The 15,221-nt window shown below is 57.4% G+C and carries 15 protein-coding genes and 1 pseudogene; 8 read left to right on the top strand and 8 right to left on the bottom strand.

What is annotated here, in order from left to right:
- Window positions 1-123 precede the first annotated feature (123 nt).
- Together AC0V60_RS01240 and AC0V60_RS01235 are read left to right on the top strand one after the other, a co-directional pair.
- Complete coding sequence (locus AC0V60_RS01240) at window positions 124-1,002, top strand: MBL fold metallo-hydrolase (protein ID WP_486176745.1); 879 nt, start codon at window positions 124-126, stop codon at window positions 1,000-1,002.
- A complete protein-coding gene (locus AC0V60_RS01235; protein WP_486176744.1) occupies window positions 987-1,694 on the top strand; it encodes a DUF4230 domain-containing protein in 708 nt (235 codons plus the stop codon). The genes AC0V60_RS01240 and AC0V60_RS01235 overlap by 16 nt, the downstream gene beginning before the upstream one ends.
- A gap of 6 nt (window positions 1,695-1,700) precedes the next feature.
- Here the strand turns inward: AC0V60_RS01235 and AC0V60_RS01230 are convergent, their stop codons facing one another.
- A complete protein-coding gene (locus AC0V60_RS01230; RefSeq protein ID WP_486176743.1) occupies window positions 1,701-2,144 on the bottom strand; it encodes a DUF1499 domain-containing protein in 444 nt (147 codons plus the stop codon).
- Window positions 2,145-2,159: 15 nt separating this feature from the next.
- Window positions 2,160-3,773 (bottom strand): class I adenylate-forming enzyme family protein, encoded by a 1,614-nt coding sequence (locus AC0V60_RS01225; protein ID WP_486176742.1) that lies wholly within the window; start codon window positions 3,771-3,773, stop codon window positions 2,160-2,162.
- Between the two features lie 129 nt (window positions 3,774-3,902).
- Here AC0V60_RS01225 and nadA point away from each other — a divergent pair, with 129 nt between their 5' ends.
- Together nadA and AC0V60_RS01215 are read left to right on the top strand one after the other, a co-directional pair.
- Window positions 3,903-4,901 carry a quinolinate synthase NadA gene (gene nadA / locus AC0V60_RS01220; RefSeq protein WP_486176741.1) on the top strand — a complete coding sequence of 333 codons (999 nt, stop codon included), beginning with the start codon at window positions 3,903-3,905 and terminating at the stop codon, window positions 4,899-4,901.
- A gap of 51 nt (window positions 4,902-4,952) precedes the next feature.
- Window positions 4,953-5,462 carry a hypothetical protein gene (locus AC0V60_RS01215; protein WP_486176740.1) on the top strand — a complete coding sequence of 170 codons (510 nt, stop codon included), beginning with the start codon at window positions 4,953-4,955 and terminating at the stop codon, window positions 5,460-5,462.
- A 17-nt stretch (window positions 5,463-5,479) separates the two neighbouring features.
- Here the strand turns inward: AC0V60_RS01215 and AC0V60_RS01210 are convergent, their stop codons facing one another.
- Complete coding sequence (locus AC0V60_RS01210; RefSeq protein ID WP_486176739.1) at window positions 5,480-6,325, bottom strand: DMT family transporter; 846 nt, start codon at window positions 6,323-6,325, stop codon at window positions 5,480-5,482.
- A gap of 131 nt (window positions 6,326-6,456) precedes the next feature.
- Between AC0V60_RS01210 and AC0V60_RS01205 the strand changes: the two genes are divergently transcribed.
- Window positions 6,457-7,584, top strand: coding sequence for an alkene reductase (locus AC0V60_RS01205; RefSeq protein ID WP_486176738.1), 1,128 nt, complete (start codon window positions 6,457-6,459; stop codon window positions 7,582-7,584).
- Window positions 7,585-7,596: 12 nt separating this feature from the next.
- On the opposite strand, the gene AC0V60_RS01200 is transcribed toward AC0V60_RS01205, so the two are convergent.
- Together AC0V60_RS01200 and lipB are read right to left on the bottom strand one after the other, a co-directional pair.
- Window positions 7,597-7,920 carry a hypothetical protein gene (locus tag AC0V60_RS01200; protein ID WP_486176737.1) on the bottom strand — a complete coding sequence of 108 codons (324 nt, stop codon included), beginning with the start codon at window positions 7,918-7,920 and terminating at the stop codon, window positions 7,597-7,599.
- Entirely contained in the window at window positions 7,917-8,618 is a 702-nt protein-coding gene (gene lipB / locus AC0V60_RS01195) for a lipoyl(octanoyl) transferase LipB (protein ID WP_486176736.1), read from the bottom strand. The genes AC0V60_RS01200 and lipB overlap by 4 nt, the downstream gene beginning before the upstream one ends.
- 72 nt (window positions 8,619-8,690) lie before the next feature.
- Here lipB and AC0V60_RS01190 point away from each other — a divergent pair, with 72 nt between their 5' ends.
- Complete coding sequence (locus AC0V60_RS01190; RefSeq protein WP_486176735.1) at window positions 8,691-9,521, top strand: hypothetical protein; 831 nt, start codon at window positions 8,691-8,693, stop codon at window positions 9,519-9,521.
- Between the two features lie 156 nt (window positions 9,522-9,677).
- Window positions 9,678-11,015 carry an MFS transporter gene (locus tag AC0V60_RS01185; RefSeq protein ID WP_486176734.1) on the top strand — a complete coding sequence of 446 codons (1,338 nt, stop codon included), beginning with the start codon at window positions 9,678-9,680 and terminating at the stop codon, window positions 11,013-11,015.
- Window positions 11,016-11,018: 3 nt separating this feature from the next.
- Here the strand turns inward: AC0V60_RS01185 and arsC are convergent, their stop codons facing one another.
- Window positions 11,019-11,363 carry an arsenate reductase (glutaredoxin) gene (gene arsC, locus AC0V60_RS01180; RefSeq protein ID WP_486176733.1) on the bottom strand — a complete coding sequence of 115 codons (345 nt, stop codon included), beginning with the start codon at window positions 11,361-11,363 and terminating at the stop codon, window positions 11,019-11,021.
- Between the two features lie 177 nt (window positions 11,364-11,540).
- Between arsC and AC0V60_RS01175 the strand changes: the two genes are divergently transcribed.
- Window positions 11,541-13,802 carry a TonB-dependent receptor gene (locus AC0V60_RS01175; RefSeq protein WP_486176732.1) on the top strand — a complete coding sequence of 754 codons (2,262 nt, stop codon included), beginning with the start codon at window positions 11,541-11,543 and terminating at the stop codon, window positions 13,800-13,802.
- A 6-nt stretch (window positions 13,803-13,808) separates the two neighbouring features.
- On the opposite strand, the pseudogene AC0V60_RS01170 reads toward AC0V60_RS01175, so the two are convergent.
- Window positions 13,809-14,386: pseudogene (locus AC0V60_RS01170) on the bottom strand ((2Fe-2S)-binding protein).
- 49 nt (window positions 14,387-14,435) lie between these two features.
- Window positions 14,436-15,212: a class II aldolase/adducin family protein gene (locus tag AC0V60_RS01165; RefSeq protein ID WP_486176731.1), complete on the bottom strand. Its 777-nt coding sequence runs from the start codon at window positions 15,210-15,212 to the stop codon at window positions 14,436-14,438.
- Window positions 15,213-15,221 lie beyond the last annotated feature (9 nt).

Raw genomic sequence — 15,221 nt, 5'->3', positions numbered from 1 at the left:
CCCTCCCGCAAGCGGGAGGGGAGCGAGACTTGGCAAGACCTTACCGAAGTTGGCCGGTGCTTAGTCGCAGCGGGGTGGGCCTGCCCTCGACACAGACCGTCCATGACGGCATATGAAAGCGCTATGGCAAAGATACCCCCAAAGCCCTGGCCGACAGGTCTTGCTGATCCGGTCGAACCGCTTGTGATGCGCGTCCTTGCGCCCAATCCATCGCCCTACACTTACACCGGCACGCAGACTTATGTGGTGGGAGACCCCAGCGGCCCAGATTGCGCGGTGATTGATCCAGGGCCCAATGAAACGCCGCATATCGAGGCGATTTTGGCGGCTGTCGGAAAACGCACCATCAGCGCGATCATGTGCACCCACACCCACCGCGACCATTCGCCCGCCGCCGCGCCCTTGGCACAGCAGACCGGCGCGCCCATCGTTGGCTGTGCACCCTTGGTGCTCAAAGTGGATGGCCCGCGCTCAGACGAGGCGTTCGACCCGACCTATGAACCAACCCGTGTCCTCGAAGACGGCGAACAAATGCGCGGGACCGGCTGGACCCTGACAGCCGTTGCGACGCCGGGCCACACCTCCAACCACCTGTGTTTTGCATTAGAAGAAAGCGGTTCACTCTTCACCGGCGACCACGTCATGGGCTGGTCCACCAGCGTCGTCATCCCGCCCGACGGGGACATGGGCGATTATATGGCGAGCCTTGAGAAGCTTATGGCACGAGAGGACAAAGTCTACCACTCAGCCCACGGCGCCGCGATCACCAAGCCGCAGCAACTGGTACGCGGCATGATCGGTCACCGCCGCCAACGCGAGAACCAGATCCTGCGCCTGATAAGTGAACGCGCACGGCCCGTGGCCGAGTTCATACCCGATATGTACAAGGGTCTGGACGAGCGGCTTATCGGAGCCGCTGAGATGAGCGTCACTGCGCACCTTCTCGACCTTGAGAAGCGCGGGCTCGTAACCGAGAAAGCAGGGCAATGGCAGACAATCTGAGAACCGCCGATCCGATTGCCGCCGAAACAGCACCCTTGGCACCGCCTGTCCTAGCCGATGGCGGCAGGCTGTCTTTGCGCGGGGAGAAGACACTCGCGCTGATCGCCGTCGTGCTCTTCCTCGCGACGCTTTTCCTCGGCTGGCGCGCCTACGTCTATCAAGAGGAAGGCGATCCAGTGGCGAGCGCCATGCTAGCCTTTGAGAAGCAAAATTCGCTCGTAGTCTTCTCAAGCCGCTTCGAAGTGGTGGCCGAAAGCGTCAACACGCGCAGCGTAGCGGGCGTCAATGTCGACCTTCTCGAAACACGCCAGGCCGCGATCATCCCGGCAAGTGTCGAATACCGGCTCGATCTCTCTGGTATGGATGCAGGTGCGTTCGCATGGGACGAAGTGGCTCAGACCCTGCGCGTCACTCTGCCCCAATTGCAAACATCGCGGCCCAACCTTGACGAGGCCAAGGCGCGCATTTTCACCGAAGGCGTATGGGTCACACGCGATGCGGCCCGAGAGCTCGCTTCAAACAATTCCGAGCAGGCAGAGCGCCGGGCGAGTGAGTTTGCCAAGAACCCAGAAGTCCTGGCGCTTGCCCGTAGTGCCGCTCGCGAGGCAGTGCGCCAGAACCTTGCCGTCCCGCTGGGAGTTGCTGGCTTTGATGATGCGCGGATTGAAGTGCGTTTCACAAACGAGAACTGAGATAGATTATTCGCCCAAAGCCGTGCGCAGCGCAGCCACCCGCGCCGCATTGGCTCCTGCATCGGAGTAACCCACTCGGCTTGCAGAGCGCACATGCACCTTCGCCTCACCGCGCCTGAATTCGGCATCATCGACAAAGCCGAAGACGGCAGATTTGAACTCGGCAGAGATGTAGTTGTCGCTGGTGTTTGTCACGCTCCCGCCCTGCGCTGCAAGAGCTGCAGGCAATTTCTCCCACTCAGCGAGCGAGAAAGACTGCGTTGCGGCATCGGCGCGGGTGTCCTCCTCGCTGCTTACGCAATTGGGCGAGTCTGGGCACGGCGAAAGACGGCCATCAACGAGGCCGGGTGCAGTTCCCCCTTGCGACATGAGCCCAAGGACAAAGAAGCCGCACGCGCCAAGAACCACAAGTCCGAGGATGGTGCCGCTTAACACTTTCAGAATTTTCATCGCGTTTCTCTAAAACTAAGCTGATGTACCGAGTACTTTCGCAAAATCCTCAGCCAGTTGGAACTTCTGGATTTTGCCCGAACCCGTCAGCGAGAACTCGGTCATCCAAACCCAATGCGCCGGGGTCTTTTGCGGAGATAAACGCTCGCGTACAAAGGCCTTGAGATTATCGTCCGTAGGTCGCTGCGCACCGTCCGCCAGGCGCATAAAGCACACCACAATCTCGCCCCACTTTTCGTCAGGCACGCCGGCTACGGCGACCTCAGCAATCGCAGGGTGCTCGATCATCGCGGCCTCGATTTCGGCGGGAAAGAGGTTTTCACCGCCTCTGATGATCATCTCTTTGACGCGGCCTGTAATCTTCACATAACCGCGGGCCGAAATACTTCCCAAGTCGCCTGTATGCAGCCAACCGTCCTCGTCGATGGTCTCCGCTGTGGCCCCTGGATTGTCGTTATAGCCCGCCATCATATTGAAGCCGCGCATGCAAATCTCGCCCTGCTCATCGACGGCGCATACCGTGTTGTCGGCAGGATTGCGGATGGAGACTTCCATATGGCTGCACGGCTGGCCGATGGTCTCCATCAACTCCGCGCCCGTGTCCGTTGGCCATGCGCCCGTGATCGCTGGGCTGGTCTCTGTCTGGCCGTACACAATCAGGATCGGCACGCCGAACACCTTCTGCGCTTCCCGGTTGAGTTCTGGCGCCACCATCGCCCCGCCTGACAGCACGGTCTTCACGCTCGACACATCGGTGCCGGTCGCTTTGGCCGCCTCTATGATGGCAAAGAGCATGGTTGCAACGCCGCCCAGCACTTCTGGTTTCTCGCGCTCAATCGCTTTGGCCACCGCCACCGGATCGAACAGCGAGACCAGCATCAATGTACCGCCGCGCGCGAAAGTGCCCAGCACGCACACCGCACTGCCCGCCGTGTGGAACAGCGGGAAAGGACAGGTCACTTTGTCGCCCACACCGATGTTCCACCGCTCAAAAATATCCCGGTTCGATTGGACGAGGCCATGTTGATGCAGCAACACGCCCTTGGGAAAACCCGTGGTGCCCGATGTGTATTGGATCATCACAATATCGCGCGGCTGCGACCCGCGCAGTTCGCCGTCATTCTCGCCCGCGAACAGCTCACCATGATCGGTCATATCGAGCACATATTCAGACGCCGCGAGACCGGCCGCCGCCTCATCCACCACGGGACGCAGCGCAGAGCCGCGCACATTGGGCTGATAATACACCGCGCCCGAACCAGATTGTTCGAGCACATAACGCACCTCGCGCGCGATAAAGCTGGGGTTGACGGTGACGATCACCAACCCCGCCATCGCCGCGCCCATCTGTAAGATCACCCACTCAGGGCAATTGCCGCCCATCACCGCAATGCGCGTGCCTTTCGGATGGCGCGATGCCAGCGCGCGCGCCGCCCGCTCGCTATCCGCCAAAAGCTCAGCATAGGTCCAATCGCGCCCTGCGCTCCCGTCGGGCAAAAGCTCACGCAAGGCCAGCGCGTCAGGCCGCGCCTCTACTTGCTCGCGAAGCACGCCTTCGATCGTGCGCTCTTTATACTCAGTGTCAGCCTGCGCCGGGCAATAAGCCTCCTTGAGATCAAGCTCGTACATCGTGTTTTCCCTCTCTCACTGCCTGCAAAGCTAACACACTGTGCGCGAGAGTCATTCGCAAACTGAACTCTCGCAAAACGGCGCAATCATGCCTATATCGAGCGCAACAAAGTTAGCAGGGATGCATCCATGAGTTTCGAGACCAAAGTGCCAAGCGGGGAAGAACTCCACGCGGAGATCAAGCGCCTTAAGGAAGAGCGCAACGCGGTGATCCTCGCGCACTATTACCAGACGCCCGATATTCAGGACATTGCCGATTTCGTGGGCGATAGTCTTGAGCTGTCGCGCAAAGCGGCAGAGACGGATGCGGACGTAATCCTGTTCTGCGGGGTCAAATTCATGGCCGAAACCGCCAAGATCCTCAGCCCTGAAAAGACCGTGATCCTGCCCGATATGGACGCGGGCTGCTCATTGGAAGACAGCTGCCCGCCGGAGAAGTTTAAGGCTTTCCGAGAGGCAAACCCTGATCATATCGCGCTCACCTACATCAATTGCTCGACCGAAGTGAAAGCGCTCTCGGACATTATCGTCACCAGCTCCAGCGCCGAGACGATCCTTGCGCAAATCCCGGAAGATCAAAAGATCATCTTTGGCCCAGACCGTCACTTGGGCGGTTGGCTCTCTCGCAACTTCAATCGCGAAATGCTGCTGTGGCCGGGCGTTTGCGTCGTGCACGAGGCGTTTTCCGAAACCGAGCTTCTAAAGCTCAAAGAACAACACCCCGGCGCGCCTGTGGCTGCGCACCCCGAATGCCCGCCAGCGATTGTCGACCACGCCGATTACGTCGGCTCAACCAGCGGCATTCTGAAATTCGCGCAAAGCTTCGAAGGTGACACTCTGATCGTCGCGACCGAACCGCACATTATGCACCAGATGGAAAAGGCTCTCCCTGAAAAAACCTTCATCGGCGCGCCCGGTGCCGACGGCAACTGCAACTGCAACATCTGCCCCTACATGGCGCTGAACACGATGGAGAAGATGTACACGGCTCTACGCGACCTAGAGCCGCGGATCGAGATGGACGAGGAGCTGCGCTTGGAGGCGAAGAAGAGCCTTGATCGGATGCTCGAGATGGCCAGCGGAACCGTGGGTCAGGGCGATTTGGGCTTTGTGAAGTTCACAGGGTGAACTCGCGCTCCTCACGCTAGGTTCAGCGTTCCAACCCTAAGCCTCAGGCGCATGGGAGGGCTTTGGAAACTTCTGAGCTGGCTGGTTGCCCTTCCTACACTGGCGGGGTTTTTCCTTTGTGTTGGAGCAGCGCTTCATGTCCGAAATGCGGTTGAGAAAGGCGCACTTTCCGTAACGGGCATCACCTGCGTCTCAGAGGGCGACGCAGAGAAACTTCAATCTGACGAAGCAACACAGATAGAAGACTACTTCTTCATCTGGCAGATTCATGAGCACTACTATGCTGGCCAATACACTGGACCCGCCATGGGTTGGCGTGGGGCTTTGATCCAGCTCGGTTCTCGTTTGGTTTTCACATCAAATGAGAGGAACAGGCTGACGCGAGAGCATTTTCTCAAGATGGAGGAGTGCCCACTCACCGCTCTCCGCTCTCCGCTCTCCCCGAACGTCCATTGCCACTTTAGGTTTCACCCCCAATTCGTCATCCTGAACTTGTTTCAGGATCCATTTTTGAAATCAGCGCAGGTCTGCGAGATGGATGCTGAAACGAGTTCAGCATGACGGTTAGAACAGGCAGGCTAGGACCGCCCCTGTGCAACCCGCGCCACCACTAGCGCTGACCCCAAAAGAAGCATCCCCGCCACGTCCAACGCGCTCAGCACTTCGTCAAACGCAAAATACCCAATCACCGCAGCAATCGCCGGCTGGGTCAGAAGGGTCAGGCCTATAATCAACGGCGGGAAGTGGCCTAGCGAATAGACCATCAGACCTTGGCCCACGAGCTGGCTGGTCACAAACAGCACGATAATCGGCGTCCAATCGGTCGGCCACACCGGCTCTCCCAGCATCAGCGCTATGCCAAGCAAATAGGGACAGGCGAAAATGCTCACCCAGACAAGCAGGCTCCATGAACCATATTGCGCGCGCTCCTTTTGCAAGGTGAGGAGGTACACCGCGTAAAGAAGCCCTGCCAAAATGCAGAACAGGTCGCCGACGAACGTCTCAGCAGAAATCTCCAGAGAGCGCCCCAGCAATATCCCTGCCCCGCCCAGCGCACAGATGATCGCGAGCCACTCAAACCCGCGCGGCATCATGCGGGCGACGATAAAGCCCCAGAACAAGAGGATGATCGAGCCGCCATTGCCGAACAGCGTCGCATTGCCCAACCGCGTCATCTCGATCCCGATGTGCCAGCTGGCAAGGTCGCTTGCAAAAGCGATGGAGCCAATCGCCACCACGATCAGGGTCTTTTTGGGAAGGCCGCGCATGGGCTGCCCCGCCATTCGTGCGAACAGCACCAGAAACGGGAGCGCCAAAAACAAACGCCAGAAGGCCGAGCTTACCTCGCCCGTATCGGCAAGGCGCACCAACCACGGTCCCATGGCGAGCGCCACATTGCCCAGCAAAAGTGCGCTAAAAAGCATGGCTGATCGCAAAGTATCCGAGCTTTCGCTTGGCCCATTAGCGGGTGCTTTTGCATCTTCCATCCTTGCGCACTAGCCCGATCATCTCCAAGTGAATAGCCAAATGAAACTGACCCTAAGGAGTTCCGCACATGCCAGAGACGCATCACCCCGCTCTATTCCAGCCGCTCAAAATGGGCGCTCTGGAGGCAAAGAACCGCATTTTCATGGCCCCACTGACCCGCGGCAGAGCAGCTGATCCAATGTTTGTGCCCAATGAAATGATGGGCACCTATTACAAGCAGCGTGCAGGCGCAGGGATGATCCTGACCGAGGCTACGGGCATCAGCACTGAAGGTCTCGGCTGGCCCTCTGCCCCCGGCATCTGGTCTGACGAGCAGACCGAGGCGTGGAAGCCTATTGTTGAGGGCGTGCATGAAGCAGGCGGGCTTATTTCCTTGCAGATGTGGCATATGGGGCGGATCGTTTCTTCTTACTTCCTGAACGGCGAACGTCCGTTCTCTGCGAGCGAAACCAAGGCTCCTGGCGAGGCACACACCCCTGTGGGCCGCCAAGAATATGATGTTGCGCGCGCTATGACTCATGATGATATCAATCGCACTCTTGACGATTACCAGCGCGCCGCTGAAAACGCGAAAAAGGCCGGGTTTGACAGCGTCCAACTGCACGGCGCGAATGGCTATCTGGTCGACCAATTCTTGCGCGACAGCACCAACCTGCGCAAAGACGAATACGGCGGCTCGCCTGAAAACCGCACCCGCTTTATGCGCGAGGTTTTGGAGCGCCTTATCGATGTATGGGGCGCGGACCGTGTTGGCATTCGCCTCTCTCCCAATGGCGAGACTCAAGGCGCAGATGACAGCGATCCTGCCAGCATCTTTGGCGCGGCAACCAAGGTGATTGAAGAGCTTGGCCTCGCCTATCTCGAGCTTCGCCAACCGGGGCCCAATGGCACCTTTGGTCAGACCGATGTGCCCAAGCAGGATAAGCTTATTCGCGGGCTCTACTCCGGCGCGCTGATCCTCAACTCGGACTACACCGCCGAGGAAGGCGATGCCGATGTGTCGAGCGGACGCTGCGACGCGGTGAGCTATGGCCGCCCGTATATTTCCAACCCAGACCTCGAAAAACGGATCGCAGCAGGCGCCCCGTTCAACCCGAACAAGGACGTGCCCAAAAGCTGGTATTTCCCAATTCCGGAAGGCTACATCGACTATCCGACGATGGAAGAAGAGGCAGCGGCTGCAAACGCGGCCTAAGCCAAACGCATTCTATTCAGAGGCCGGGCTTTCATCGGAAGGCTCGGCCTCTTGCGTTTGAGGTTCTGACACTGGCTCTGGTTCTGGCTCTGATTCTGCTTCAGATTGAGGTTGAGGCATCGATGGGCCTGCTGTTTCCTGCTCACCGGGTTCGGGCCGTGCAGGGGGCGAGGTCGAGGTAAGCTGATCAAGCGGGATCATATCATCGCTGATCGTGCCGCCAAGGATTTCACCAGCAGCTTCGCCGCCGGATTCGGCCGAGACCGCTTCAGAGGCCTCCTCCTCGCAAGCTGTCAAAACAAGCGCTGCAATCAATGGAACCCAAAGCCTTGTCATTTTCTACATGCCCTTAACCGGGCCGCCTCAAGCGTACCCAAAAATCCATCAGCGCGCGCCATCAACGCCTCATCCCATTTATCCGCCGAGACCTTTTTGCCGAGCCGCGCCAGGCTAGTCACGCCAAATTCGTCGATGCCGCATGGCACAATTCCGTCAAAGTGCGACAGGTCCGGATCAAGGTTCACCGAAAACCCGTGCATCGTGACCCAGCGCCTCACTCGCACGCCAATCGCGCCAATTTTCGCCTCGCGCCCGTCGATATCTTTGCACCAAATGCCAACACGTCCCTCTGCCCGCCACGCTTCAATGCCGAAATCGGAAAGCGTGTCGATCACCCAGCCCTCAATCGCATGGACAAAGCAGCGCACATCCTTGCCGCGTTTGTTGAGATCAAGCATGAGATAGCCCACGCGCTGTCCCGGCCCGTGATAGGTATAGCGCCCGCCGCGCCCGGTCTCGACCACATCAAAGCGCGGATCGGTGAGCTCAGCGGGGTCAGCGCTCGTCCCAGCGGTGTAGACAGGCGGGTGCTCGAGCAGCCACACCTGTTCCCGGGCATCGCCCGCAATAATCGCATTGTTGCGCGCCCCCATCGTCTCCAGCGCATACACATATGGTACGGGCGCGCTGTCACGCTGCCACTCGAGGCTTGATGCGCTTAAGACTTGGGGCAAAAGTTGGGCGGTGCTTGCCATCCTTCCCGGGTGAAGGCAATGTCGATCAAAATCAAGAAACAATGCGCAGCAATCTGCGCTAAGGGGGCACCGATGAATTTCGACATGAACTCTTGCTGGTCGCGCGCGGTTGAGCTGATCCAAGCAAATTTCCAGCTTTTGTTGATTGTCGCAGCGGTTTTCCTGCTGCTCCCCAACATCGCGCTCTACATGTTCATCCCCGATATGCAGACCTTGGTTGATCCAACCGCTGATCCCGAAGTCGTAGCTGCGCAAATGGCGAGCTTTGCAGGGCCGCTGATTTTCGGCGGTCTCTTCTCGATCGTGATGCAGTTTGCAGGCAATGCATCCATGATTGGCATCATGAGTGACGCCCGCCCCACAGTAGGGCAAGCGATCAGTTCCGGTATCAAGACCGTGCCCAGCCTCTTCGTCATCGCGTTGATTTCATTTCTTATCTATATGCTTGGCGCTATTGCAATTATCCTGCCCTTTTCGCTTCTCGGCGGGCTTGCTGGATCGACACTCATCGGCGCCATCGGCTTTATTCCAGTGCTGATTTTTGTCGCATGGCTCGGGGCGCGGGTTTCGATGTCGCTGCCAATAATGGTGCTCGAAGGCACGCTGAACCCAATCACCGCTCTGACTAAGAGCTTCGCCATCACAAAGCCCAAGCAGTGGCCGATCACCGGCTTTTGGCTAATCATCATCGTTGTCATGGTTGTTGCCAGCCTTATCTTTACAAGTGTCTTTGGCCTTGTCGCAGCGATTGCCGGAACAGGCACCGCCGCAGCCCTTATCTTGGGGCTAGCCAGCGGCATTACCGGGATGGTTTATGGCATCGTGCTATGCGCTATCGCTGCTGCAATGCACGGCCAACTGACAGGGCCCAGCGTCGCGGCAATTGAAGACACATTTGGATAGGCACCGGGGCCAAAGCTCAGCGTGCCTAGAGCAATCACCAATTGATCGATTGAGGCGAGTGGCCTAGCGGGATTGACAATGTCCAAGCCCGAGCCCTCTCAAACATCCGCTAACCCTCAGATAGCGACAGCCCCTAACGCCATATCCAATGGGCGCATGGCTCTTTTGTTCACGGTCATGCTCGTGACAGCGGCGGGCAACACTGCGATGCACTCGGTGATGCCATCCATCGGGACCGCTCTAGAAATCAACGATGTATGGGTGAGCCTTGCTTATTCATGGTCAGCGCTATTGTGGGTCGCGTGCGCTCCGATCTGGGCGAGGCGCTCTGATAAGCGCGGGCGCAAGGCGATGATGGCTCTGGGGCTGGTCGGCTTTATCGCCAGCATGGGCCTATGCGGGCTTGTATTGTGGATGGGCTTCGCCGGTTGGATAACGGGTCTTACCACGCTGTTCCTCTTCGCCCTCGCCAGAAGCGCCTATGGCGGATTTGGCAGCGCTGCACCGCCTGCTGTCCAGGCTTATGTAGCCTCGCGCACCTCGCGATCTGAGCGCACAAAGGCGCTCTCCCTTGTCGCTTCAAGCTTTGGACTTGGCACGGTGGTGGGCCCCGTTCTGGCCCCGCTGATGATCATCCCGTTCTTTGGCATTGGACTTACCGGACCCGCATGGTGTTTTGCCCTGATTGGTGTTGCGACACTTATCCTTTTGAGATTGCGGCTGCCCAATGATGAGCCCAAGTTTGCAGCGCGCGGCAAAACGTTCAGCGACCCCCATTCTGGCGCAAACGATACCGATGATATCGAGGAAGAAGAAGAAGACGACGACGAACAAGCGGCGGCCGAAGTAGCCGCGGGATCAGCCGGCTTGCCAATTGGCGAGCAGAAACGCCTAAAATGGTTTGAGCCGCGCCTTCGCCACTGGGTCATCGCCTCGCTTGCTGGCGGACATGCACAAGCTATGGTGATGGGCATCGTCGGGTTTCTTGTGCTCGACCGGTTAGGGCTTCGCAGCGATTTCACCGAGGGTGCCAAGATTGTGAGCCTAGTCATGGTGTTTGGCGCAATCGCGACCTTGCTAGCGCAGTGGGGCATCATCCCCCGCTTCAAGATTGGACCGCGCGCAGCGACCATATCGGGCCTAATCGTCGCTGCTGTTGGCGCCGCCATCTTGGGATTGGCTGAGACGCTGGTTGGTCTTTCGTTAGGCTATGCGACCGCCTCTCTTGGCTTTGGCCTGTTTCGCCCCGGCACAACCGCAGGCACCTCGCTTGCGGTGAGCAAAGCTGAGCAAGGCCAAGCCTCCGGCATCACAGCAAGCGTTGCGGGGGCAAGCTTTATCTACGCGCCGGGCCTTGGGGTTTGGCTCTATTCAGTCGGCGACTGGATCGGGTTTGGCTCAATCATCGCGCTGTGCATCGGCGTTGCGCTTGTCGGTTCACGCTATTTGGTTGCAGACGAAGTGCTGACAACGGACCGCGAAGCGTTCGACTAAACGCTAAAGAAGGTCTTGAACCTTTTCCTGAGGGCGGCAGATCGCAACGCCTTTCTTTGTCTCCACGATTGGGCGTTCGATCAGGATAGGGTCAGCAGCCATCGCCTCCAACACCGTATTCGCATCAGCCCCGGTAAGACCGCGCTCTTTCGCATCGGTTCCGCGAATACGCAGACCCTCGCTGGGGGTGATCCCGGCATCAGAATAGAGTTGAGCGAGCTTCTCGCGCGTTGGCGGCTCTTTCAGATACTCAACTACCGTCACCTCAACACCGTCGGTTTCCTCAAGGATCGCGAGGGTTTTGCGCGAAGTGCCGCACTTGGGATTGTGCCAGATGGTCGCTTTCATGCCTTAAAAATCCTCGTGTCAGGTCCAAACGGAAGGTTCTTCTGGCTGCTTTCTCTAACCCAGATGAGACCGAAATACCACATTCTATGACAATGCGAATAATTCGCAAGAAAGAGCTTGCAGATGCGAATGGTTTTCAATAGCGAAGCTGCCGGACACCGATTTTAGGGGAATATTTTGACCAACCACCTCGCCAAAGCAGCGCTTCTTGTCACTTGCGCAGCAATTGCATTTCCTGCCGCTGCCGAAAACAAAGCTGAAAGCGCTCCAGAGCAAGGATCAGACCTGATCGCAGCACCCGGCCCAATCATGGAGACACAGGGAGATGATATCCTCGTCACGGGTGACATTCTCCAATCCTCTGCGGTTAACTCGGTCAAGACCCCGACACCGATTATCGACATACCGCAAAGCCTTTCGATCACTACAGAAGAGCAGATCATTAGCCGGGGTTTTGATGCGATCGAAGATATCGTGCTTTACACGCCGGGCGTGACCCAGTCACAGGGCGAAGGGCACCGTGACGCGGTGGTTTTTCGCGGTGTGCGTTCGACAGCCGATTTCTTCATAGATGGTGTCCGCGATGACGTGCAATATTATCGCGGGCTCTATAATCTTGAGCAGGTCGAAATCCTGCGCGGCCCCAACGCCTTGCTCTTTGGCCGAGGCGGCACCGGCGGTGTGCTGAACCGCGTGACCAAAAAAGGCGTGATTGGCGAACAATTTGTCGGTTATGTGGGTTCGGTCGACACCTTCGGTGCGTTCACCGGTCAAATTGACCTCAATATCGCCAGCAGTGAAAGCAGCGCGCTGCGAATCAATGCAGCGTATGAAGACCTTAACAACCACCGCGATTTCTTCGATGGCCAACGTGTCGGTTTCAACCCCACATTCCGCGCCAAACTTGGCCCGGACACGATCATTGATTTGTCTTATGAGTATGCCAATCACGATCGCTTCATTGATCGCGGCATCCCATCACAAAATGGTGTGCCGGCTGACCAACTCGACGACATCACTTTTGCTGATCCAGACGACAATTTCCTCGATTTTGAAGCGCATGTTTTGCGTGCAATGGTCCAGCATAGTTTTTCGGAGAACGTGAAAGGCAATTTCACGGTCTCTTACGGTGACTATGACAAGGTCTATTCAAACCTGTTCCCAGTCAGTTTTGACCCAGAGGCCAATGTGGTTGGACTGGATGGTTACATCGACACAACCCAGCGCGAGAACCTTATTCTTTACGGCAATCTGGTCGGCGAATTTGAAACCGGCAGCATCAACCACACAATCCTTTTCGGCGCAGAGTACATCGACACGGTCAACAACAATGACCGCTTCAATGCCTTCTTCGATCAAACGCAGGACGATGTGGAGTTCTTCACAGTTCAGCGCCCTATCAACATCGTCAACGGCGTGGGTGTCAACGCGTCTGGCAATGCCACGCTCAACACATTTTCAGACCTCAATGACGACACCGAGGCCGATGTCGAAGTATTCTCAATCTACATTCAGGATGAGATCGAGGTCACAGACTGGTTAAACCTGGTCATTGGCGGGCGCTATGACAGCTTTGACATCACCGTCGACAATATCGAAACCCTCATTGATACCGGATCGGCGGACATCACTTCCCGCCGGGATTCCGATTTTTCACCGCGTTTGGGCCTGATCCTCAAACCGCAAGAGAACATTTCGATCTATGGCAGTTTCTCGCAAAGCTTCTTGCCGCGTTCCGGTGAGCAGTTTGCCAATCTGCCTGATGACCCCAACACCCCGGACGATGAAACGCTCGATCCCAACACTTTCGAAAATCTCGAACTCGGATTGAAATGGGATTTCCTCGACAGCCTTAGCTTTACCGCGGCAGTCTTTGAAATCCAGCAAAGCTCACCTCAGGAAGCTTCACCGAGCGTCGATCCTGTTACCGGGTTGGTCATTGATACCAACGCTGGCGAATTGGTGGTTGTGGATTCAGAAGTCACCGGATTTGAAGCGACCCTGCAAGGCAACATCACCGAACGCTGGTTCTTTTCGGCAGGCTACAGCTATCTCGAAGGAGATCAGGTTGCGACCGGCGACACCGTATTGAACGGAGTTGCGATCGCGCAAGGTGAAGAAAATGGCCTTCGTCTGCGCGAATTGCCAGAGCACTCGTTTCACCTTTGGTCGACCTATCAGGTCACCGAGCGTTTCGGCATTGGCGGCGGCTTCACTTATCAGGATGAAAGTTTTGCCGACAATGGCAACAATGTGACACTGCCGGACTTCATCCGGTTCGACGCATCGGCCTATTATGACGTTTCGGACAGTGTGCGTGTGCAGGTGAATATCGAAAACCTGTTCGACGAAGAGTACTTCCCGAACGCGCACACTGCCAACAACATCACCGTCGGCGCACCGCTCAACGCGCAGTTCACTGTCACGGGACGGTTCTAAAAACGCCTAAGTGCCGGGCTCGGAAGCGTTTTTTTCTGAGCCTGGAGTAACTCTTAACGCAGGCACAGTTTTCGCGGCGTCCTCGGCGTCAATTGCTGGCGCAGGCGCTGCGCTAATGCTCTCTAGGCGCTGCACAATGCGTCCTGCCCGCTCAACCGCGCTCACCAATCGGGGATAGACCCCGCAACGGCAATCATTGGGGATCGCCTCTTCGATTTCAGCGCGAGTGGGCCGGGGATTACGGTCGATAAGCGCCGCCGCAGCCATCACAATTCCCGGCGTGCAAAAACCGCACTGGATCGCTTGCTCTGCCACCATCGCTTGTTGCACCGGGTGGGAGCGGTCTCGCGAAAGTCCCTCAATCGTGGTGATAAAGCGCCCTTCTGCTTCCGCCAAAGTGATCCGGCAGGACCTGAGCGCTGCCCCATCGACCAGCACAGTGCATGCCCCGCACTCGCAGGTCGCCCCCCGGCACCGTTCTTGGTGCCGGTAAGGTTCGCCGCTTCGCGAAGCGCAAAGAGAAGCGGCATATCCGGGTCGAGATCAAACTCAACCGGACGCTCATTAATCGTCATCCTCGGCATGATTTACCATCAAGGTTTCTGGGGTGCCAGCAGGCGGCTTCGCACAATGCTAAGAACGCCAGCTGTCGTCGATTTTGTCGACCTTGCGCTTCCATGCCTCGAAATCGAACATACCTGCACCGCCTTGGCTCGACATAACAGCAAGGTCACGCTGATGGACGTCGATCACCTCCTGGGGGACCACAGTTGGCTCGCCTTGTGACAAGGTCGCAATCTGAATTTCACAGGCCCGTTGAAGCGCCCACATTTTGAGGAACATGCCCTGAATGGTGCCATCCATCACAACCGGGCCGTGATTGCGCAGCATCAAGATAGTGTGATTGCCAAGGTTCTGTACGAGGCGGTCCCCTTCTTCCGCGCGAACCGTCACGCCTTCGAAGTCGTGATAACCGATCTGATCCTGAAAGTTGCAGGCGTAAAAACTGATCGGGCGAAGGCCCTCTTTATGGCTGCATACCGCCATCGTCGCTGTCGTGTGCACATGGCAAATCGCATCAGCGCGTCCGCCCAGATGCTTGTGGAAATGCGCGTGCTGCGTAAAGCCCGCCTTATTCACCATATACGGCGAGCCACCCACATTGTTGCCGTCAACGTCGATCTTCACGAGGTTCGATGCGGTCACCTCATCATAGAGGAGGCCGAACGGATTGATAAGGAAAGTTCCCTCTTCGCCCGGCACTTTCAGCGAGATGTGGTTGTAGATGGATTCGCCCCAGCCAAGGTGATCGAAGATCCGGTAACACGCCGCCAGATCGAGGCGCGCTTGCCATTCTTCTTTGCTCACTTTGCCTTCAAGACTGCTATCCGGCTTCAATTGCGTTGCCATGGGTGGATC

This window comes from Erythrobacter sp. S259, from assembly GCF_057364965.1.
This window is presented reverse-complemented; position numbering and strand designations above follow the sequence as displayed.